The 22,201-nt window shown below is 35.9% G+C and carries 19 protein-coding genes; all 19 read right to left on the bottom strand.

Annotated features, from left to right (window positions below; genetic code table 11):
- Positions 1-2: 2 nt before the first annotated feature.
- The 19 genes from holA to ACVWNY_RS06290 all read right to left on the bottom strand — a co-directional run bounded on the left by holA (position 3) and on the right by ACVWNY_RS06290 (position 22,187).
- Positions 3-1,040, bottom strand: a complete 1,038-nt coding sequence (gene holA / locus ACVWNY_RS06380) for a DNA polymerase III subunit delta (RefSeq protein ID WP_454071841.1) — start codon at positions 1,038-1,040, stop codon at positions 3-5.
- A 27-nt stretch (positions 1,041-1,067) separates the two neighbouring features.
- Entirely contained in the window at positions 1,068-3,296 is a 2,229-nt protein-coding gene (locus ACVWNY_RS06375) for a DNA internalization-related competence protein ComEC/Rec2 (RefSeq protein ID WP_454071840.1), read from the bottom strand.
- The gene (locus ACVWNY_RS06370; RefSeq protein WP_218325316.1) at positions 3,293-3,784 is read right to left on the bottom strand and encodes a ComE operon protein 2; all 492 of its coding nucleotides are present in this window, start codon (positions 3,782-3,784) and stop codon (positions 3,293-3,295) included. Before ACVWNY_RS06370 ends, ACVWNY_RS06375 begins: the two co-directional genes overlap by 4 nt.
- Before the next feature lie 15 nt (positions 3,785-3,799).
- The gene (locus ACVWNY_RS06365; protein WP_454071839.1) at positions 3,800-4,417 is read right to left on the bottom strand and encodes a helix-hairpin-helix domain-containing protein; all 618 of its coding nucleotides are present in this window, start codon (positions 4,415-4,417) and stop codon (positions 3,800-3,802) included.
- Positions 4,418-4,489: 72 nt separating this feature from the next.
- Positions 4,490-5,533, bottom strand: coding sequence for a SepM family pheromone-processing serine protease (locus ACVWNY_RS06360; protein ID WP_218325317.1), 1,044 nt, complete (start codon positions 5,531-5,533; stop codon positions 4,490-4,492).
- Positions 5,523-6,017 (bottom strand): pantetheine-phosphate adenylyltransferase, encoded by a 495-nt coding sequence (coaD, locus tag ACVWNY_RS06355; protein WP_218325318.1) that lies wholly within the window; start codon positions 6,015-6,017, stop codon positions 5,523-5,525. Before coaD ends, ACVWNY_RS06360 begins: the two co-directional genes overlap by 11 nt.
- A gap of 1 nt (position 6,018) precedes the next feature.
- Entirely contained in the window at positions 6,019-6,573 is a 555-nt protein-coding gene (rsmD, locus tag ACVWNY_RS06350; RefSeq protein WP_218325454.1) for a 16S rRNA (guanine(966)-N(2))-methyltransferase RsmD, read from the bottom strand.
- Positions 6,574-6,644: 71 nt separating this feature from the next.
- The gene (locus ACVWNY_RS06345; RefSeq protein ID WP_218325319.1) at positions 6,645-6,986 is read right to left on the bottom strand and encodes a YlbG family protein; all 342 of its coding nucleotides are present in this window, start codon (positions 6,984-6,986) and stop codon (positions 6,645-6,647) included.
- Entirely contained in the window at positions 6,979-7,404 is a 426-nt protein-coding gene (locus ACVWNY_RS06340; RefSeq protein ID WP_218325320.1) for a YlbF/YmcA family competence regulator, read from the bottom strand. Before ACVWNY_RS06340 ends, ACVWNY_RS06345 begins: the two co-directional genes overlap by 8 nt.
- A gap of 1 nt (position 7,405) precedes the next feature.
- On the bottom strand, positions 7,406-8,506 hold the full coding sequence (locus ACVWNY_RS06335; RefSeq protein WP_454071838.1) for a CAP-associated domain-containing protein: 1,101 nt from the start codon (positions 8,504-8,506) through the stop codon (positions 7,406-7,408).
- Between the two features lie 12 nt (positions 8,507-8,518).
- Complete coding sequence (locus ACVWNY_RS06330) at positions 8,519-11,944, bottom strand: pyruvate carboxylase (protein ID WP_218325322.1); 3,426 nt, start codon at positions 11,942-11,944, stop codon at positions 8,519-8,521.
- 11 nt (positions 11,945-11,955) lie between these two features.
- On the bottom strand, positions 11,956-13,137 hold the full coding sequence (locus tag ACVWNY_RS06325) for an FtsW/RodA/SpoVE family cell cycle protein (RefSeq protein ID WP_218325323.1): 1,182 nt from the start codon (positions 13,135-13,137) through the stop codon (positions 11,956-11,958).
- A gap of 3 nt (positions 13,138-13,140) precedes the next feature.
- Entirely contained in the window at positions 13,141-13,446 is a 306-nt protein-coding gene (locus tag ACVWNY_RS06320) for a DUF1507 family protein (protein WP_218325324.1), read from the bottom strand.
- Positions 13,447-13,720: 274 nt separating this feature from the next.
- Positions 13,721-15,871 carry a 5'-nucleotidase C-terminal domain-containing protein gene (locus tag ACVWNY_RS06315; RefSeq protein ID WP_218325325.1) on the bottom strand — a complete coding sequence of 717 codons (2,151 nt, stop codon included), beginning with the start codon at positions 15,869-15,871 and terminating at the stop codon, positions 13,721-13,723.
- Between the two features lie 165 nt (positions 15,872-16,036).
- Positions 16,037-17,881 (bottom strand): translational GTPase TypA, encoded by a 1,845-nt coding sequence (typA, locus tag ACVWNY_RS06310; protein ID WP_218325326.1) that lies wholly within the window; start codon positions 17,879-17,881, stop codon positions 16,037-16,039.
- 118 nt (positions 17,882-17,999) lie between these two features.
- Positions 18,000-18,758, bottom strand: coding sequence for an inositol monophosphatase family protein (locus tag ACVWNY_RS06305; protein WP_218325327.1), 759 nt, complete (start codon positions 18,756-18,758; stop codon positions 18,000-18,002).
- Positions 18,759-18,771: 13 nt separating this feature from the next.
- Positions 18,772-19,041, bottom strand: coding sequence for a UPF0223 family protein (locus tag ACVWNY_RS06300; protein ID WP_218325328.1), 270 nt, complete (start codon positions 19,039-19,041; stop codon positions 18,772-18,774).
- An 82-nt stretch (positions 19,042-19,123) separates the two neighbouring features.
- On the bottom strand, positions 19,124-20,530 hold the full coding sequence (gene lpdA / locus ACVWNY_RS06295) for a dihydrolipoyl dehydrogenase (protein WP_218325329.1): 1,407 nt from the start codon (positions 20,528-20,530) through the stop codon (positions 19,124-19,126).
- A gap of 7 nt (positions 20,531-20,537) precedes the next feature.
- Positions 20,538-22,187, bottom strand: a complete 1,650-nt coding sequence (locus tag ACVWNY_RS06290) for a dihydrolipoyllysine-residue acetyltransferase (RefSeq protein ID WP_454071837.1) — start codon at positions 22,185-22,187, stop codon at positions 20,538-20,540.
- Positions 22,188-22,201 lie beyond the last annotated feature (14 nt).

The following is a 22,201-nucleotide window of genomic DNA, read 5'->3' as shown; positions in this document are numbered from 1 at the left end:
TTTTATTTGGCTAATTTTATTTTTTCTGCCGTTTTTAAAACAAATAATTGAAAACTTAATTCTTTGTCGGCTTGCCCACTCTTGACTAAGAAATCATTCTCGACAAGTTGATCAAATAAATCAATCAGTAATTTCTCAGAAATTCCTTTAACTTGTTGCATTGCCATCTTTACCCGATAAGGATGGACACTCAGTGTTTCTGCAATGTTAGCTTGTTGATAGCCTATTTTCATCAAAATCTTGGTCTGTAGCAATAGTCGTATTTGACTGATTAAAATCGCGTTTAATCGAATTGTTTCTTCTCCTTGAAGGAGTAAATCTTGATATATTTGAATCGTTTTTCCAGAATTACCTTTCAACAATTCCTCTGTTATTTCAAACACATTATGCTCCAGTGTTTTAGGCACAAGATTACGAACTTCAGCAATCGTAATTCCAACCGATGGATCAGCTGCTAGAATCAATTTTTCCAGTTCATTCATGATTTTTGATAAGTCAAAATCAGTCAGGCGCAATAACAAGTCAAAAGCCTCGGCTGAGATCGTAACATTCTCTTTTTTTAAATATTGTTGCACATAACTTTTCAAAGGGGCTTCAGCTAAGGGTGCAACTTCAATTGTTTCGGCAGCTTTTTTTAATGCTTTAGTTATTTTTTTACGGGCATCCAATTTTTCATAATTGGCCCAAAAAACTAGGACAGTTGATTCCAATGGCCTTTTTAAATAAGTAATCATTTCCTCAATCGCGGCTTCCTGGTCAGCTATTTTCTTTTCACCAGTCAAAAAGCTGGGGTTCTCAACAAAAACTAAGCGATAATCTCCAAAAAAAGGCAGACTCTCTGCTTCCGCCACGACACTAGCAAGATTCCCTTCACTACTATCGAAATTCATAAAATTTAATTCTTCTAAATTGTCCCTTTTCATCCGTGTGAAAAAAGCGTTGCGAATCACTTGTTGTAAATAACCCTCTGTTCCAAGAATAAGATAGACAGGTTTTAAGGGATCATTAGTGATTTCTTTTAATGCTTGTTGTACGTTCATAAACTCCTCCTGTCTGTTATGCTATCACTAATTTACCGGAAAATCTATCAAGCATTTTCGTTTTAAATCAGAAAATTGATACCATTGATAATAAATCATTCCCTGTTGATCCGTTCTTAAGATTATTTGCTGATAATCAGCCAAAGTTTTTAACACTTCACCTGTCGGATGTCCATAACGATTATTCTGCCCTACTGAAATAATCGCTTCTTGACTTTTTAATTGTGCTAAAAAAGCTGGTGACGTAGAAGAATTGCTACCGTGATGGCCAATTTTTAAGACATCTATTTTTAGCTTAGGATAGTCTTCCATTAATTTTTCTTCACCAGCAATTTCCAAATCGCCTGTAATTAAAAATCGTTTCTTTTTTATTTTAAAAAAAGTAACCACTGAATCATTGTTTTCACCTTTGCCATTTTCAGGTGCCAATATGTGTAGTTTTAAGTATTTTCCAACTGTATCGCCTTTTCTAATTTGGTGCAATTTAGTATGGATAGGTAATTTTCCGATTGCTTCAGCAAATCCTTTTTTTGCACCCGTTCCAATATAAATATTTTTGACTCTTATTTTAGTTAATAAATGATTCACTTCCCCTAAATGATCAGCATCATTGTGGGTTAATATTAAATGGTCAATTTTTTTGATGTTACTTCCCTTTAGTACTGGTAATAAATTATATTCCGAAGCAGCTTTTCGTTGATATCTTTGCCATTCTTCCTTTTCGAAATTTAGACGACCGCCTGTATCAATTAAAAAAGTTTCTTTTTTAAAAGGCAATTTGATTAATAAACTATCCCCTTGTCCCACGTCAATAAAAGCCACCATTCCAGGCGTAAATAAACTAAAACTAGCAATTATCACAACGCCAACTACAGCAGTAAGAATAAATTTTTGTCGGTATTTTATTTGATGAACCAAAAGCATTAAACCTAGCAATAGTAAAATAGCTAAAAAGAAGAAAGGTTTACCGAACTGTAATGGTTTCATTGTTACTAAGGACAATATAAAGTTAATGCCTGTCATGAGCTGCTCACAGACTGTTAGAATAAATGCTGGAGTGACACTTCCAAACATTGTTAAAAAGCCACAGAGAGGCAAAATGAACCATTTGAAAATTGGGACCATTAAAAAGGTCAGTACACCTCCTAAAAGTGGCCACTCACCAAATTCAATCACTAAAATTGGCATAATTAAGAATGAAAACAGTAAATTTTGTTGCCATTCTTTTAAATTAAAACTAGGAATATAAAGCAACAGAAATGCCATAAAAATGCTCAAGCGACCGCCAGTTGACCAAAGTACAAGTGGAAAACACAAAGTTAAAATTAAACACATCAAACTCCACTGATCTAATTTTGAAAGGGATAAATTAAAAGTTAAACAAACAAAGGCAATCATAAAACTTAAGACACCGCGAATAACACTAAAATTCCCACCTGTCATGATGATCACGAAAATTCCTGCCACAGAGAGCAGTATTAGTCTTGGCCGTCTTAAAATGGCTAATCGCTTCAGCAGAAGATGAAAACTACCTAAATATATAGTGATGTGCATCCCAGATAACGCAAAAAGATGTAACAATCCATTAACTTGATACACTTCTGTCAACTGATTGAAGTTTTCATCTCTAAAACCAAAAATCAAAGCATTCGTGTAGGTCGCTAAATTTTGTGGTAAATTCTGTTCTAATTTTCGCCTAATTTGATACCTAAAACTGGCTAATTGAGTTTTTCTGCCTATCCCTTCGAATTCATCGACTGAAATAACACCATGAATCCCTTGGCTTTGATGATATTTTTTTTGATCAAAGCCATGTAAATTTCTTTTTGGCTCAGACGCACTTAGACTGCCATTTATTTTAATTTGATTAGGAACATGGGCTTTTTGCCAAAAAAATTTTTCTGACTCTTCTTTTAAACGATAATACAATTGATATTTTTTATTATTCATTTCAACAATAGCTTGTAACTGATCACCGTTTATTTTGATGGTATCTTCTTTTAATATAACCACCTCATCAATTTTTTCAGCTAAAGGTGTTTGCAACCCATTTACATATGTAGTTGTTCGAATACAAGCAAATAAGCTGCATAAGAAAACCAAGACAAATAAGCCTAGTTTTTTCATGCAGCAAATTCGAAAGAATAAAAGCAAGCTAAAAATCAGCCAGACAAGTTTCTTTTCATAAAAACTTGTCGCGACTAATAAACCACAGGCAATTGGCAGAAATAAATAATTTCGGCATTCTTTGATCATTCACTAGGAGATGTGGCAGCATCTTCTCCTAATTGTAATTTGGTAAAATATTTACTTTCTAAAAAGACTTGATTTGCACTAGCTCCCACCTGTTTAATTAAGTCCACCGCATAGTCATCATTACGATAATCTTTCAGATAATTAATTTTTTTTATTCCAGCTTGTAGTAACGCTTTGGTACACGCTAAGCAAGGAAAATGTGTGACATAAATTTCTGCATCATTGGTAGGAATACCCAATTTTGCACATTGTAGTAGGGCGTTCATTTCTGCATGAATCGTCCGGATACAATGACCGTCCACAACATAACAGTCCTCATCTATACAATGAACGTCGCCCGACACAGAGCCATTATAGCCACCCGCGATGATTCTTTTATCTCGTACAATTGTTGCACCAACTTCTAGCCGTGTGCAGGTACTTCTTAAAGATAACAATACAGCTTGTGCCATAAAATATTGATCCCAAGGTATTCTTTCAGTCGTCACAGTATTTCTCCTTTTTTAGTTAATTGTAATAAAATCTCGTAAATTTTCAAGCGTCTTTTCGCCAATCCCAGAAACATTTAATAAATCTTCTAATTTTTGAAAACTGCCATTTTCCTCTCGATAATTTAAAATGTCCTGGGCCTTTTTTTCACCTATGCCTGATAAGGTTTGTAACTCTGTTGAATCTGCTGTATTTATATTTACTTTTCCAGTTTCATCAGAAGAAGAATCACCTGATATAATTGTCTTTCCTGATTGAATTGTGGGAGGAGTTTCACCAATTTTTGGAATGAAAATAACTTCTTGATCAGTTAATAGTTTAGAAAAATTAACCTGGTTCCGGTCAGCCTCTTCCAAAAATCCACCTGCTTGGTCAACAGCATCCATTAAACGTGTACCCTCTTTTACTTTGTACATACCTGGTGCTTTTACTGCACCTTTTACATCCACATACCAATCTGTATTAACTTTAGCAGTACTTTCGATTGTCTTTTGCTCGGAACTTGAAAAAGTGGTCACTTCAGCGTATTCTTCTGGTTCCTTAAATAAGTTAAACAAAACTAAAAAAAGAATGGAAAAAAAACCAAATCCTGCCAAAATGAACCAACTATACTTTTCCCAAATTTTTTTCAAATAAATACCTCCTTTATTTAAAAGGTACGCAAAAAAGCAAGAATTAATGTCCTCATTAATTCTTGCTTTCTTTTATTTATTTTCAGCTAAATAATCTAATGCATCTTTGACTGTCTTAACTGGAACAATTTTCATGTCTGTTCCCAGTTTTTTTGCTGCGGCTTTAGCCTCTTGATAATTGGTTTTAATCGTTGGATCAGCTTTTTTCATTGCCTTAGTGATTTTATCATCTGGAGCAAAGAATATTTTTGCACCATCAGCTGATGCACTGGCAACTTTCTTATCTATACCACCAATTCGGCCAACTGTTCCCTCTGAATCAATCGTGCCAGTTCCAGCAATTTTTTGACCGTTTCGTAAGTTTTCACCGGAAATTTGTTCGTAAATTTCTAAAGTAAACATCAACCCAGCCGATGGACCACCGATATTTTCCGTTTCGAATTGAACATCATAATCGGAAGTTATCTCAGTATGATCTGTCAAAGTAATACCAATCCCAGCTTTTTTATCGCTAGGTAACTCAATTAATTTTTCTTTAACTGTTTTAGATTTTCCATCGTGCGTATACGTGATAGTCATTTCTTGTCCGACTTTTTGGCTTTTTACGTAATCCATAAAGTCTTCTGTATTTTCAAAGGTTTGGCCATCCGCTTCAGTGATTGTATCTCCAACAGCTATTTTCCCATAAAAATTTGAGCTCTTTTCAATATTTAAAACATAAACACCTTTATATTCTAACTGGTACTCTTTACCTGCTAAGGACAAGGCTTGTTGAATTGCAGCATTTTGTGAAGATTCCATATAGTATTGTTGTACTTGATTGTATTCCTCGTCGCTAGAGCCACCAGTTAATTCTCTGGCAGAAATCACTTCTTCAAAAGGACGAAATTGGGCAATCGCTGCTAATAAAACTGTGGCCCTCCTAACACCAACTGAGGTCAAACTAAATGAACCATCCTGTTTATCAGCTTGATTATCCACCTTAATCAATTCTTTTAGATTAATTGTAGCTCCAGGTGACTCGACATAATAAGGAATCGGAAAAACGACGCAGGCTAAAATAAGAACGGCAATAACTGCAGCGATAATTCGTTTAATCATTTTTTTATTTTTCAAATAGATCACGCTTCTTTTCTAAAGCAGTATAAACTGCAGTTGGTAAATAATCTTGAATGTCCCCGTTAAATTTCCAAATTTCTTTTAAAATAGAAGAACTCACATGATTATATTTAGGTGAAGCCATCAATATGACCGTTTCAATATTTTTATCTAAATGAGCATTCATTGTAGCAATATCTTTTTCATATTCATAGTCTTTTACATTTCGAACGCCACGCAATAAAAATTTTGCCCCTAATTGATTTGCCACATCAACAGTTAATTTTTCTTCTTGCGCAATTACCTTTACATTTTCAATATGTGCTACTGACTCTTTAACGGTGACTAATTTTTCATCATGAGTAAAAAAACTATTTTTATTAGTATTTACAAAAACGCCAATAATCAGTTCATCAAATAACTTAGCTCCCCGTTCAATTGTGTCTAAATGCCCCATTGTTAATGGGTCAAAACTTCCAGGAAAAAGTGCAATTCGTTTCATTCTAGTCCTCCCAATCATAAATAGTCACTGCAGAAATGCCATAGACTTGGCGTTTTCTAAATTTTAAATTTAGTATATCTGCTGCCAATTCAACATTTTTATCAGTTTCGCAAACAATTGTTGCTTTGTCACTTAATAACCCTTCTGTGACTAAGAATTTTAATTGCTCTTCAATTTCTTGTTGCGCATAAGGTGGATCTAGTAGAACTAAATCAAATTTAATTTGATCAGTCTTGAATTGTTCCAACGCTAATTTAGCTGGCATTTTTAATAGCTTAAAAGCAGAATCAGCTTTAGTCATGGCAACATTTTCTTTAACAATTGACATTGCCTTACCATTTTTTTCAACCAAATAAGCTTTTTCCATGCCACGAGAAACGGCTTCAATTCCTAACGAACCACTGCCTGAAAATAAATCCAGTGCTTTTCCTCCATCAAAATATGGGCCAATCATGTTAAAAATTGCTCCCTTGACTTTATCTGTCGTGGGTCTAGTTTGACTACCACTTAAAGTTTTCAATTTTCGACCGCCAAATTCTCCGGCAACTACTCGCATTTCAGACATCCTTTCCAATAAAAAAAGTGAAAAATGAATGATTATATCACACACTTTTCACCCTACTTTTCTTAAACAGTTTCAGCTAAACGAATTTGTGTATTGGCTTCTACAACATCCAGTTCTTCTTCTTCTTTTACCTGATAAGCAGCTTTTGTTCCAATGCGATCAGCAAAGTTCATCTCCACATCGGGACGATAGGATGGTTCAACGCCACGAACAAAATGTAAAGCATTAAGTTTTGCTTCAACTTCAGCTACCATTTCTTCATTTACATATAGGACAACATATTTCATTTTTTTTGAAACATAATGTACTAAGCCAAAACGCTTTAACGTTTTTAATTGTTTCAAAGAATAGACCCACACAATAATGCCTCTTCTTTTTTGTATTTCAAACTCTGGTTTATCCATGACAATTCCCCTTACAACCAATTTTTCCAGTTTCAAAAAACGGATTTCCCGCATCAACTTTGATTTCATTGGAGATTGCGGCCGCTAAACGTTGACTTATTTCATCTAACAATGCTTGAAAATCATTCTCAGCCAAGCGGTATTCAGCAACCTGTTGGTTTAAGTCTAACGTACGTTTACTCTTTCGTAAAGTCCGTTGTTGTTCTTTATAATCAGGCGCATACTTTCCATATGCGGAAATTTGCTCAAGTTTATCTTTTTCTTTGTTAAAGCTGCTTCTTAAATTTTCTACTTCAGGTGATTGATCCATAGATTCTTTGCAGGAAAAGTAGTTTTGATAAGTTGAGCTATTTAATATCGCATCAATTAAAGCTTCATTAGAATCTTCCAGAGCAAATAAACTATCATTTATAATCATGTTATTGACTATCCTCCGTACTAGGTTGTTGAATTAAGATTAGCACACTTTCTTGAGAAAAGGCAATATTCAATTTCCCCGGATCAGCTTGATCAAATAAATGCGTTAAATGGGTTTGGCTCAACCAATAGAGTAAAGTAAAAGTTGGATCAATCTCAGGTGAGTAATACAGTGCTCTTTCAAAATCTGTTTTTTGATCTTCCGCTAACTCTTTTAATTCTTTTTCAGTCAATTCAAAATGAAGATTACCAATATAGGCACTTTGTTCGATATCCCAAGCCTCTTGTCTTGCCGTACTCAAATAATTTTGTGGCTGATTTAAAAAAGCAACTATCATCCTTTGACTATTTTCATTATTGCCATTAGTATAAACTGGTTGATCAATTAAAAGACGATAAGCATTAACTGACTGTATAGTTCGTTGTTGTCTCTGCTGATTGATCATACTCCAGTCAAGATTTGACTCTTGCATTCTACTGGATAAAGGATTTCCGCTATTTATTTTGTAGGGCATAAACCTCAAAAGTGTTTCCTTGTCCATATAAACGGTTCCTATCAATTTTTCTGAAGTACCATTGAAGAAGACCATAGCAAAAGAATCATTATTAAATGCAATCAAAGGTCGGTGACGCATATCATCTTCACTTAATTCTAGCATGACAGGTTCTTCATCAAAATCTAAAGAAAAGTCGGCAGACAAATTGTACTGACTAGCTAGTTTTCGAATCGTTTTCCCAAAAGAAAAATCACCACTGTCAATTTGATTTCCCAAAACCTTAATTGCAGTAATTTTATTTTCTTCAATATTTACTTCTAAAATACCAGACTCTACCGAATAGGTTCGAATTTCAAAGAAAAATCCACTGTTTTCCACCGAATTTGGTAAACCATAAACCGCTTCAAAACTTTCTAAGCTACCGCCAATATAATTAGCGAAGCCATCAGACTCCACTACGGTATGTTTTAGAGGTTGATGACTCACGCTACTTTCCGTTGGTTGAACCGGTATATTTACCGAGGATCTTGGAAAGAGAATTGGTTGCACATAATAGCCAATAATAACTAGCAAAAAAATTGCGACAAAACCAATTACTCTTTTCAAGTTCTAATCCTCCTATTTTTCTTTTACTTCTATTAACAGATCACCAGAAGCAATACTTTCACCTTCAGTGACGTATAAATGACTGATTTCTCCATCAAAACGTGCATCGATTGAGGTCTCCATCTTCATCGCTTCAGTTACTAAAAGTGGTTGCCCTTTTTTAACTAAATCACCTTTTTTAACTAATACATTTAAGACCGACCCAGACATTGTAGCACCAATATGTTCTCGATTGGTTGGTTCAGCTTTTCTCTTAGCTTGTACAGCACTTTTGATTGATTGATCTTTGATTACAATTTCTCTTCTTTGACCATTTAAATTAAAGAACAGGGTCCGGTTACCTTCGATATCAGGTTCACCAATCGAGTCAAGTCGAATAATCAAGGTTTTACCTTTTTCAATTTGGACATTAACCGTTTCACCAATTCTCATACCATTAAAGAACGTTGGAGTATCCAATAGGGTCACATCACCAAAATTAGCATAAGACTTTTGGTAATCTAAATATACTTGAGGATACATTAAATAACTCAGTATATCTCGGTGATTTGGTTCGAAACCAACCAGTTCTTGTAATTCTGCTTTGACTTTTTCAAAATTAATCGGTTCAGCTAAAGATCCTGGACGAACAGACAGCGCTGGGCGACCTTGTAAAATCACTTTTTGTAATTTTTCTGGGAATCCACCGACAGGTTGACCTAATTCTCCTTGGAAGAAGCTAATAACAGAATCAGGGAAGCTTAGTTCGTCCCCTTTTTCATAAATATCTTCTTCTGATAAATTATTTTGCACCATGAATAATGCCATATCTCCAACAACTTTTGAAGAAGGAGTTACTTTGACAATGTCTCCAAACATTAGATTTACTTTACGATAGACTTCTTTAATTTCATCCCATTGCTCACCTAAACCAACTGCTTTGGCTTGCTGCTGTAAGTTAGAATATTGTCCACCAGGCATTTCATGCATATAGACTTCAGTTTGCGCTGCTTTTATCCCATTTTCAAAACTTTCGTAATAAGGGCGCACATCTTCCCAATAATGATCCAATTGTGCGACATTATTGATGCTAATTTCTGGTGCACGATCACCATTTTGTAAAGCATAAAATAAACTACTAATGCTTGGTTGACTGGTTGCACCACTCATGGCACTAGCTGCAACATCCACAATATCTGCCCCAGCTTTGGTTGCTGCAGATAAGGTAATAATCCCATTTCCAGCAGTATCATGCGTATGCAGATGGATTGGCAAATCAACTGCCGCTTTTAGTTCGGAAACCAAGCGATAAGCTGCTTGCGGTTTTAGTAAGCCAGCCATATCCTTAATCGCAATAATATGAGCACCCAGCTTTTCTAGTTCTTTCGCCATGTTTGTATAATATTCAACATTATATTTTGCACGGTTGTCATCTAAAATATCACCTGTATAGCAAATAGCTGTTTCAGCAATTTTTCCAGTATCTCTTACTGCTTGAATACTTTTTTCCATTTGTGGAATCCAGTTTAAGCTATCAAAAATTCTAAATACATCAATACCTCGTTCAGCTGCTTCTTTAATAAATCCTTCAATGACATTATCGGGATAATTAGAATAACCCACGGCATTTGATCCACGGAAAAGCATTTGTAATAGAGTGTTAGGCATCGCTTTACGTAATAATTTTAGACGTTTCCAAGGATCTTCACTTAAGAAGCGATAGGCAACGTCAAAAGTCGCTCCGCCCCACATTTCACTAGAAAATAGTTCTGGAATTGCTTCACTAGTTTTTTCAGCAATTTTAAAAATATCAGTCGTGCGCACACGAGTTGCTAATAAACTTTGATGAGCATCACGGAACGTAGTATCAGTTAACAAGACATTGTTTTGTTGTTTAATCCAATCATTAACTGCATCGGCACCTCTTGTATCTAAAATATTTTTTGCAGTAATAATTTCACGTTTTTCTAAATGTTTAGGTAAACGTGGTTTTTCATAAAATCGTTTTTCTTGTTTTTCAATTCCAGGAAATCCATTGACAGTAATCTGAGAGATGTAGCGCATCGTTTTGTTCCCACGATCACGAATCCTAGAAAATTCAAATAGTTCTGGTGTGTTATCAATAAATGTTGTTTTAGCATTGCCACTTTGGAAAACCGGATGACTAATAACATTTTGCATAAATGAAATATTAGTTTTTACACCACGAATCCTAAACTCTCGTAAGCATCGTTGCATTTTTTGAATGGTTTGATCAAAAGTTAATGCATGTGTACAAACTTTAACTAATAATGAGTCAAAATATGGTGAAACTTCTGCACCCGCATAGGCATTACCGACATCCAAACGTACACCAAAACCACCTGGTGAACGATAAGTATCAATCTTACCTGTATCCGGCATAAAGTCATTCAATGGGTCTTCAGTTGTAATCCGGCACTGAATCGCTGAACCACTGAAAGTAATATTTTCTTGTGTAGGAATCCCAATTTCTTGATGGATATCCTTTCCTTGAGCAATCATTAATTGTGAAGTTACAATGTCAATACCAGTAATTAACTCGGTAATTGTATGTTCTACTTGAACGCGTGGATTCACTTCGATGAAATAAAAATTATCTCCCTCAACTAAGAATTCAACTGTTCCTGCATTCACATAGCCAACGTGCTTCATTAATTGTACAGCAGCCTGACAGATTTTTTCTCTTTGCATATCTGAAAGGGACATACATGGGGCTACCTCTACAACTTTCTGATGACGTCGTTGCACTGAACAGTCACGTTCAAATAAATGAACAACATTGCCATGTCTGTCTCCTAAAATTTGCACTTCGATATGTTTAGGATTTGCAACATATTTTTCCACGTAGACTTCATCGCTACCAAAAGCAGCTTTAGCTTCACTTTTTGCACGGTCATAGCCTTCTCTTGCCTCTTTTTCATCATGAGCCACACGCATTCCACGACCGCCGCCGCCTAATGCTGCTTTTATCATAATTGGATACCCATTTGTTTCAGCAAATAACAAGACATCTTCTACCGTATTAATCGGCCCATCAGAACCAGGAATTGACGGAATTCCTGCTTCTACTGCTGCCGTTTTAGCTTTAATTTTATCTCCGAATATATCTAAATGATGTGTCGAAGGTCCCACAAAAATGATTCCTTCTTCCTCACAACGTTGTGCAAAGGTTAAATTCTCTGATAAAAAACCATATCCCGGATGAATGGCATCAGCTTTGGCTTCTTTAGCGACACGAATAATATCTTCAATGTCTAAATAGGCATCAATTGGTTTTTTTCCTTTACCAACTAAGAAGGCTTCATCTGCTTTAAAACGATGAACAGAATAAGCATCCTCTTCAGCAAAGATCCCAATTGTTTTAATATTTAGTTCGCTACAAGCACGAAATACCCGAGTAGCGATTTCACCTCTATTTGCCACCAAAACTTTTTTCATTAACTTCACTCCTAACTTTTTAAATAATCATATTCGATTGCTAACTGCGTACGCCGTTCATCTGCACTAATGTTTAATGCAAAGCCGACCCCTACAGATAAGACAAGCAAACTATTTCCACCTTGACTTAAAAAAGGAAATGTAATACCAGTCAAAGGAATAATACCCAAAATCCCACCAAGATTAATAAAGACTTGGATTATAAATAAACTGCCAATCCCAATACAAATTAATGAATTGAATGGCTTTTTTGAGCGAATTCCAACCAACAAAATTCGCACAATCATAAAAAGAAGCAAACCTAAAATAATTAGGCCACCAATTAATCCAACTTCTTCTACCACAATAGAAAAAATGAAATCAGTATGAGCTTCACTTAAAAAACCTCTTTTTTCAATACTATTACCTAATCCTCGGCCAAACCAACCACCATTAAACATGGCGTAATAACCATTGACCAATTGGTGACCGTCTCCTAGTTCATCCACAAAAGGGTTTCTAAAGACTTCAAACCGACTACCAATATATTGAATACGTTCAGGCAAAATAGTTTTTCCGAAGCGGCTTAAAAACTCAATTACAGCAACACTACCAATTACGGTTACACCACCAAAAATTGCTGTGTAAAACCAATTAATACCACTTGCTAGTAATAAAATGATAGCTAACAGTGTAATGATTGCTGCATTACCAACATCTGGTTGAATCGCTACAAGAAAAACCATTAAAGCAACTAAAACCATCGGCTGACGCATATCAATAAAAAAGTTTTGTTGAATGCTTTCTTGTCGTTTAGACAATATATAAGCCAAATACCAAATAACTAATATTTTTAAGTATTCAGCTGGTTGCATATTAAAAGGACCAATGCTAATCCATCCTTTGGCCCCATTTACTTCTTGTCCAACGAACAAGACTATAATCAAAAGGCCGAAGATAACCAGAGTTAAGGTAATAATTAGATTCTGATTTTTTATCACATCGGTCTTCATCTTATACATTAAGCTGATGATGATTAAACTAAATACCCAAAATGCACCTTGGTTAATCACTGAACTAGCAGGATTTAAATTATCGGTAATTAAGTTATAAGATGTTGAACTATAAACAAAAATCAGTCCAATAATACTAAGGACTAAGTAAGGAATTAAAATACTATAATCTAAAAAATGACGCTTTCGTAACTTTGGCAAAGATTAAGCCTCCCAGCTAGATTCAAGACTATCTTGACTGCGATTTTCATACAAATCTGTATACAATTGATTGAGGTCAGCTTCGAGAGCGCTTAACATTTTCTGACCTTCACCACGTTTTAATACGCCAATTTTTTCAGCATACAAAACCTGTCTGGAGAAGCCATACATTTGAGTATCCACGACTTCTTCAAAAGCTTTACACTGTGAAATACATAAACTATTGTGTTGATTGCGAATCAGTAATTTGATGCGATTAGCATCCTCTAAAAGCAATTCAACCGCATATTTAGAAGAAATTTGTTCCATTTTGCTTCCCTCCTATCTTAGTTTTATTATTATAGCATAGAAAAAATTTAAAAGGAGGAAAAAAAGTTTAAGGAATCTTTTTTTCTCTCTAAATGTTCGGCTTTAAGTTTTACACAAGTTAGATTTTTTTAGAAATAGAGAATTTAAAAAAATTGTTATTAAATCAGTTTTTAATTGTGAAACAATCTCAAATATGAAACATTAGTTATAGTTATTAATGAAAATTTTGCTTTTACTATAAAAAAAGAGCTGATAAAAAATCAGCTCCTTACTCTTAATATCCGTTAAAACCAATACCTTCTGCTTTCCAACCAGCAGTTACTAACCAATCATTTTCTGCTTGGCTTAAAGTATAATGATGGGCTCCAGCAACAGCATTTTTATTGTACAAACGATAAATTGATTTTTGTCCACCAGATCGGAAACTTACACCTTCATTAACCCAACCTTGTTTAACTAAATAATCTCTTTCACCAGCATCTTTAGTGTAATGATGATCACCAGCATTTGGATTATAGACACGATAAACTTCGTCTCCTTGTTGCGGCGCTTGCCAACCAGTACCTTCATCAGTCCAGCCAGCTTGAACTAGACCATTTTTCTCGCCTTCACTAAGAGTGTAAAAATGTTCGCCAGAATTTGGATTATAAACACGATAAACGTCTTGATTTTGCAAATCCCCGTAAGTTTTTCTACCTTCAATGGCAGCAGCGATAGTTTGCCCGTTTGCTGTCAAATCTTCAATATAACCAATGAAAGTTTCAGTATCAGGATCAATTGCGCTAATTAATTTTGCATTGGTAAATTCTGTAAATCCATCACCACCACCATATAAGAAATCATTGATAATTAATTTGTAAGTTGTATTATCTTCAATTGGTGTCCCATCTGTTTTGGTTAGACTATTAACCACATAAGGATATTCAGTTTTTGTTGCTGCATCTTGGTTGTCTGAGAAAGTATATTTCAAACCAGAACCTTGCAAGAAGTAGCCAGAATATTGCTGCGTTTCTTTGTTATAGCTAAAAGTTTGTTGATTTAACACTGTTCTTATTTGCGCACCGGTCATTTCAACCACCTGCATAATATTACCAAAAGGTTGAACGGCTTGTGCGGCTCCCCAAGTAATTGTGCCATCATCTTGAACTTTTAAATCGTCACGAATTCCACCATTATTTGTTAAAGCAAAATCAGCATCAATATTAGCTTTTTTAGCCATATAAACCTGACCATCGGTAATTAAATTACCAACTGCTGATTCACCAAACTCATTCACCGTTCGGGAAATGTCATCTCCGTTGTTTGCTTTACCAATAGATGTATCAGTTACCGCTTTGACTCTTTCAGAAGCATCATCCACAATTTTTTGAACTTCAGCATCAGCAGTTGCACCACCAGGAGCTACCGCTTTTACTTCAGCATCCGGTGTAGCAATAAAATCCATTTTTTCAGTATCATAAGTCCCATTTAAATTAATAAAACCTTTGCCTTGTGATGTTGATTGAACCACACGAGTTTTACCGACCACACCGTTTGTGTACACATGGTTATGACCTGCAAAGTAGGCATCCACACTATTAGTTGGATCCAATTGATTAACTGTGTTAATAATATTAGCAGTTTCACCAGTTGCTGTACTTCCATCTTGAACTGAAGGAGTGTGTCCTAATACAACAATCGCATTGACGCCCTGATCACGTAATTTTTTAGAACTATTGACGATCGCTTCCGCTGGATCAGTAAAATTATAATCTTTATGATGAGCAGCCAATACTAAATTAGGAATTTCAGTCGTTACTACACCAATAAAACCAACTTTTACTGTTTCACCGCCAACTTGCTTTTCTTCAATCACATAGTCTTCCCAGCCAAATGGGTTAGCTCCTGTCATTTTATCTTTTACATTAGCAATAGCTAAATCAAAATTCCCCTTCAACGCTTCTTGACCAATTTCAGAATTATATTTATCAACGATATCGTAAAAATGATCATCTTTTCCCGGAGGATTTCCTAATAAAATTCGATTAAATTCTGCTAAGCCTTCATCAAATTCATGATTTCCTAAAGTACCCACATCAAATTTCATTTGATTTAATACACGCATTGTTGGTTGATCTTGCAGCAAACCTGAATTAGCTGGGCTAGCGCCAACCATGTCACCGGCTTGAACACGATAAACCGCAGCATCTGATTTAGTCGCTTCATTAAAATATCCTGCTAAAAGTGAAGCTGTTCCTGCACCGCTAACTTTTTCATTGGGACCATAATAACTTCCTGTAGTGCTTAATGCTCCGTGAAAGTCATTGATACCCAACATCTGGACTGGAACCTCAGCTCCTTCACTTACTTGAGAGAGACCAGCAATCCCAAATCCAAAAACTGCTGAAAAAGTAAAGAGACTTTTAAATAGTTTACTTTTTTTCATAAACATCCTACTTTCTTTAAATTTTTGAAACGCTTACAGGTAAAGGATAATATTTAAACGATAATTATTCAAATAGTTTTCATGATTTCTTCACATTCTCTAATAATAAATAATTTCACAAAAAAAACCAAAATCTCAAGGATTTTGGTTTTCAACATTTACATATTAAACAGCTTCAAGATTCTTTTTCTTTTTAGCGGCTTTCTCCCGTTCAGCTTTGTTTAGAATTTGTTTTCTCAAACGAATACTTTCAGGAGTTACTTCACAATATTCATCATCGCCTAAAAATTCTAATGATTCTTCTAAAGTAAGAATTTTTGGACGTTTAATTACTGATGTTTGATCTTTGTTAGCAGATCGTACGTTAGTCATTTGTTTTGCTTTAATAATATTTACGCCTAAATCTTTGTCACGACTATTTTCGCCGACAATCATGCCTTCATAAACATCTGTACCAGGTTCAACAAAGACCGTTCCACGTTCTTCAACACTCATAATTGAATAAGTTGTCGCTTTACCAGTATCAACCGAAACCAAAGCACCATTACGACGTCCGCCGATGATAGCTTGAATCATTGGTAAATATTGATCGAACGTATGAGACATAATACCATAACCACGTGTCATTGATAAGAATTCTGTTGTAAATCCTAATAATCCACGAGCTGGAGCTAAGAAAATTAAACGCACTTGACCATTTCCTGAGTGAATCATGTCTTGCATTTCAGCTTTACGTTGACCTAAAGCTTCAATAACTGAACCCATGTATTCTTCAGGCGTATCAATTTGAACCCGTTCAAATGGTTCGCATTTTACACCATCAATCATTTTTTCAATTACTTCGGGACGAGAAACTTGTAATTCATAGCCTTCGCGACGCATGTTTTCAATTAAAATTGACAAATGCAATTCGCCACGACCAGAAACCGTCCAAGCATCTGGTGAATCCGTTTGTTCCACTTTTAATGAAACATCGGTGTGAAGTTCTGACATTAGACGTTCTTCAATTTTACGAGAAGTCACAAATTTACCTTCACGGCCAGCAAAAGGAGAATTATTTACTAAGAATGTCATTTGTAATGTTGGTTCATCAATGTGTAAGATCGGTAAAGCATCTTGTTGATCAACGGGTGTAACAGTTTCACCAACGAAAATATCTTCCATTCCAGAAACAGCAATTAAATCGCCAGCTTTTGCTTCATCCACTTCTAAACGTTGTAAACCGAAGAAACCAAAGATTTTCGTTACACGAAAGTTTTTAACTGAACCATCAAGTTTCAATACAGATACTTGATCGCCGACTTTAATTTTCCCACGGAAAATCCGTCCGATTCCGATACGTCCAACATAATCATTATAATCAAGTAAAGATACTTGGAATTGTAAAGGTTCATCGGAATTATCAACGGGTGCTGGAATTTTTTCTACAATTGTGTCAAAAATAGGTTTCATTGTATGCTCTTGTTCAGCAGGATCATCAGATAGGCTAGATGTTCCATTGATAGCAGAAGCATAAATTACTGGGAATTCTAATTGGTCTTCATCTGCGCCTAATTCGATAAATAATTCTAACACTTCATCGACAACTTCTGCTGGACGAGCTGAAGGTTTGTCAATTTTATTTACTACTACGATTGGAATCAAATGTTGTTCCAACGCTTTTTTCAACACAAAACGAGTTTGAGGCATTGTTCCTTCATAAGCATCCACTACTAAGACAACACCATCAACCATTTTCATGATTCGCTCAACTTCGCCACCGAAGTCCGCGTGTCCAGGTGTGTCCATAATATTGATTTTATAATCTTGGTAGTTTACTGCAGTATTTTTAGCTAAAATAGTAATGCCGCGTTCTTGTTCCAACGCATTAGAATCCATTGCACGTTCTTGTAAGCGGACATGACTATCTAAAGTATCGGATTGTTTTAACATTTCATCAACTAGGGTTGTTTTACCATGGTCAACGTGGGCAATAATTGCTACGTTGCGGATATCATTTCTGTATTTCAATTTTTTTGCTCCTTTTCTCATAACACAAGACTTGCACAGTTGTTGATTATAGCAGATAAGCAGTTAAAATGTTAGTAAAAGATTTTCATTTTTTCAGAAAATATCTTTTACTTAAGTTTTAAATATCATATTCTGTTATTTCTGACATCACTGCCTGTGTGCCGCCTTTAAAAAATTCTCGACCGTTAAAGCTTAATGGTTGATCCTGGAACCCACTAAACGCCATATCAAACTGTTGCATCATGACGATTCCAGCCGCGTAATCCCAGGGACTTAAACGACTAATATAGCCGTTTTGAGTGCCTTTTAAGATTGCAATAAAATCTAAGCCCGCACAGCCTAAGATTCTCACACCCATTGCTTCTCGGCCGATTTCTTTCGTATGGAATTTATTTTCACCTGTTACTAGAGATACGCCCATACCGATTAGTCCATCTGCTAATTTTGTATTAGCCGGTTTAGGCAATTCTTTTCGGTTATGGAAAACTTTACCGAGCTTAGGACCACCCCAAAACAAATCATCTCGCATTACATCATAAATAAATCCTAATTGCCCGATGCCCTCTTCAAAAACCGCAATCATAATACAAAAATTCTCTTTTTGTAAAACAAAGTTCATCGTTCCATCAATCGGGTCAATCACAAAAACACGACCATTAGAAATATCGGTCTGATCTTGACCGTTCTCTTCACCTAAGATATGTGCATCAGGATCATAGGTTCTTATTTTATCTACCAAAAAATCTTGGGTTTCTTTATCGACATTTGTCACTAAGTCAGTGCGTCCATTTTTTTCATCAATTACTAATTCATCATTTAAAGCCGCTTTAATCTTTTCTGCTGCTTGATAAATCCACTGAATAATTTCATTTTCCATACAAACTTCTCCTCTACATTTTAAATCGCTTTTGCTGTGTATTTTTAGCTGTTTTAACTGATTGGTACAAAGAATAGCCACTTGTTTGTTCAAAGCTTCGACCGATTCGTTTTTCTTCACCAATACTTTTTACAACAGTTTTGAAGTCCTTGTAGCCAGCTAGAAACGTGTCAGTTTGGATTCCTTCTTCATATGCTTTTTCAACTAAATTTAAAAATTGGACAACTGTCACCATTTCTTCAGTACTCCAGTCATCATCTAAGGGATAGCTATAATTATCCATTGATCTCCCTCCATTCTTAATTAGTTTAACAGTATCAAAAAAAAAGTCGAGTGTCTCCACCCGACTTTTCACTGATTAAAAATTAAATATGGATTGGTAAACCTAGAGCAAGTTCAGCAGCATCCATGGTAATTTCTCCTAAAGAAGGATGAGGATGAATTGTTAAAGCAATGTCTTCAGCATTCATTCCTGATTCTATCGCTAGGGCTAATTCCGAAACCATGTCACTTGCACCTACACCAGCAATTTGTGCACCGACAATCACATTATCTTCGACTGTCGTAACTAAACGAATAAATCCTTCAGTTTTAGCTAAAGATAATGCACGACCGTTACCAGAAAATGGGAATTTATAGCTTTTAGCTTCAATACCGGCAGCTTTCGCTTCTTTAATTGTTAAACCAACAGAAGCAAGTTCTGGATCAGTAAATGCAACAGCTGGCATAGCTTTATAATCAATCGCTACTTTTTTACCAGAAATTGCCTCTGCAACAATTTTAGCTTCATAACTTGCTTTGTGAGCTAAAGCTGCTCCTGGTGTAATATCACCAATAGCATAAATATTAGGTACATTTGTACGTCCTTGATTATCGACTTCAATCAAGCCACGATCAGCAATCTCAACACCTGCTTGTTCTAAGCCCATATCATTTGTATTGGCACGACGTCCAACAGTCACCATTACGTAGTCTGCTTCGATCGTTTCTTCTTTACCGTCTACTTCATAACGAACACTAACGCTATCGCCATTATCAATAGCTTCACGAGCCATTGCAGAAGTAATAACTTTTACCCCTTTTTTGGCAAAATCATCTTCTACCAATTTCACCATATCTTTTTCATAAGTTGGTAAAATTTGAGGTGTTCCTTCAAGGATTGTTACTTCAGCACCAAGGTTTGCATATGCGCCACCTAGTTCAGCACCGATAACACCGCCACCGATGATGATGAATTTTTTCGGTACTTCTGGCAAGTTCAATCCACCAGTTGAATCTAAAATTCTACCGCCAAATTTAAATCCTGGAATCTCAATTGGACGTGAACCGGTCGCAACAATCGCATTGTTAAACGAATAAGTTTGCGCAGAATCGGGATGAATCACTCGCAAAGTATGATCATCAACAAAAAAAGCTTCTCCTTCAATGATTTCAACTTTGTGTTTTTTCAATAAGAATTTGACGCCTGAAGTTAATTTGTTAACGACACCATTTTCTTTCCAATCTTGTGTTTTTGCAAAATCTAATTTTACATTTTCACTAGTTACACCAAACAAACTAGAATCCAATGAATCTTGATAATGATGTCCAGCAGAAATTAACGCTTTTGATGGGATACAGCCGACGTTTAAACAAACGCCGCCGATAAATTCTCGTTCAATAATTGCAACGGTTTGACCCATTTCTGCTGCACGAATTGCAGCAACATATCCTCCAGGTCCTGAACCAATTACAACTGTGTCTAATTCAATGGCAAAATCTCCAACTACCATGTTTCTATCATCCTTCCATTAAAAGTAATTCTGGGTCAGCCAATAGACGTTTAATATTGTTCATGGCTTTTTGAGCAGTAGCGCCATCGACGATTCGGTGGTCAAAACTTAATGACAATTTCATCACGCGACCGACAGCTAATTCACCATCAGCATTTACAATCGGTTCTTGTGTAATCGTTCCAACACCTAAAATCGCAACTTCAGGATAATTGATAACTGGTGTGAACCAGCCGCCACCAACAGAACCAATATTGGAAATAGTAATTGTTCCATTGCGCATATCTTCAGCTGCTAATTTACCTTCAATTGCTTCAGCAGCTTTATTATTGATCTCATCAGCAATTTGGAACATCCCTTTTGTATCAGCATTTTTTACGTTTGGTACATATAAACCATGATCAGTATCGGTAGCGATGCCGATATTATAATAATTTTTGTAAACAATTTCTTGGGCTGCATCATCAATTGACGCATTCAAGATTGGGAATTTTTTAACTGTTGCAGTTAAAGCTTTCACCACATAAGGTAAGAAAGTTAATTTTGTACCATTGTCTAAAGCGACTTGTTTAAATTTCTTACGGTGATCCCAAAGTTTAGATACTTCTACATCATCATGCAAAGTAACATGTGGTGCAGTATGTTTGCTATTCACCATCGCCTTAGCAATTGCTTTACGAGTTGGTGTCATTTTTTCTCTTGTTTCTGCTTCGCCCATATTTGAAACGAACGGTTTAGCTGGCGCTGCTGGTGCACTTGGCTGTGCAGGAGTAGTACCAGTAGGTGTTGATTCAGTAGCTGGAGTTGGTGTATTTGCTACTGGCGCTGCATTTCCACCTGCTAGGAAGGCATCAATATCAGCTTTTGTTGTACGACCACCTTTACCAGTTGCCGCAACAACTGTGATATCTACATCTTTTTCACGGGCATATTGACGAACAGATGGCATTGCCAAAACATTTTTATTTGGGTCACTTGCTGCAACAACACCAGTTGATTTTGGTGCTTCTGCTGCAACGGGAGCTGCCGGAGTTTCAGCTGCAGCTGGCGCTGCTGATGCACTATCGTTATGACCTGGTGCATCGATTTCGACTAAAACATCGCCTACATTTGCCACTGTTCCTTCAGGTACGATGACATTTTTAACCGTTCCAGTAACTGGAGACGGAATTTCTTCAACTGATTTATCATTTTGTACTTCTAATAAAGTATCATCTTCGTTAATTGTATCGCCGGCTTTGACAAACCACTTAACGATTTCGCCTTCAGCAATACCTTCGCCGATATCAGGTAATTTAAATTGGAAAACACCGCCGCCAGATGAACTTGAACCTGATTCTACTACCGGTTCAGCTGCAGGACTTTCTGGTGTTTGTTCTGTAGCAACAACACCACTATCACCTTCGTTATCTTCGTGACCAGGTGCGTCGATTTCAACTAGAACATCGCCTACATTAGCCACTGTTCCTTCTGAAACTAAAATATTTTTCACCGTACCTGTCACTGGTGATGGAATTTCTTCAACTGATTTATCATTTTGAACTTCTAACAAAGTATCATCTTCATTAATTGTGTCACCTGGTTTTACAAACCATTTAACGATTTCGCCTTCTGCGATTCCCTCGCCAATATCAGGCAGTTTAAATTGAAAAGCCATGCTTATCTCGCTCC

This window comes from Enterococcus sp. JNUCC 77 (genome assembly GCF_054819945.1).
Note: the sequence above shows the minus strand (reverse complement) of the source record. Positions and strands in the feature narration are given on the sequence as shown.

Coding starts and splice junctions, on each gene's coding strand:
- coaD (WP_218325318.1), bottom strand. CDS start 6,017: ATGAAACGAATTGCACTTTTTCCTGGAAGTTTTGACCCATTAACAATG.
- rsmD (WP_218325454.1), bottom strand. CDS start 6,573: ATGCGAGTAGTTGCCGGAGAATTTGGCGGTCGAAAATTGAAAACTTTA.
- ACVWNY_RS06330 (WP_218325322.1), bottom strand. CDS start 11,944: ATGAAAAAAGTTTTGGTGGCAAATAGAGGTGAAATCGCTACTCGGGTA.
- ACVWNY_RS06315 (WP_218325325.1), bottom strand. CDS start 15,871: ATGAAAAAAAGTAAACTATTTAAAAGTCTCTTTACTTTTTCAGCAGTT.
- ACVWNY_RS06290 (WP_454071837.1), bottom strand. CDS start 22,187: ATGGCTTTTCAATTTAAACTGCCTGATATTGGCGAGGGAATCGCAGAA.
- ACVWNY_RS06340 (WP_218325320.1), bottom strand. CDS start 7,404: ATGATTATAAATGATAGTTTATTTGCTCTGGAAGATTCTAATGAAGCT.
- lpdA (WP_218325329.1), bottom strand. CDS start 20,530: ATGGTAGTTGGAGATTTTGCCATTGAATTAGACACAGTTGTAATTGGT.
- ACVWNY_RS06375 (WP_454071840.1), bottom strand. CDS start 3,296: ATGATCAAAGAATGCCGAAATTATTTATTTCTGCCAATTGCCTGTGGT.
- ACVWNY_RS06305 (WP_218325327.1), bottom strand. CDS start 18,758: ATGGAAAATGAAATTATTCAGTGGATTTATCAAGCAGCAGAAAAGATT.
- ACVWNY_RS06300 (WP_218325328.1), bottom strand. CDS start 19,041: ATGGATAATTATAGCTATCCCTTAGATGATGACTGGAGTACTGAAGAA.
- ACVWNY_RS06345 (WP_218325319.1), bottom strand. CDS start 6,986: ATGGATAAACCAGAGTTTGAAATACAAAAAAGAAGAGGCATTATTGTG.
- ACVWNY_RS06320 (WP_218325324.1), bottom strand. CDS start 13,446: ATGGAACAAATTTCTTCTAAATATGCGGTTGAATTGCTTTTAGAGGAT.
- holA (WP_454071841.1), bottom strand. CDS start 1,040: ATGAACGTACAACAAGCATTAAAAGAAATCACTAATGATCCCTTAAAA.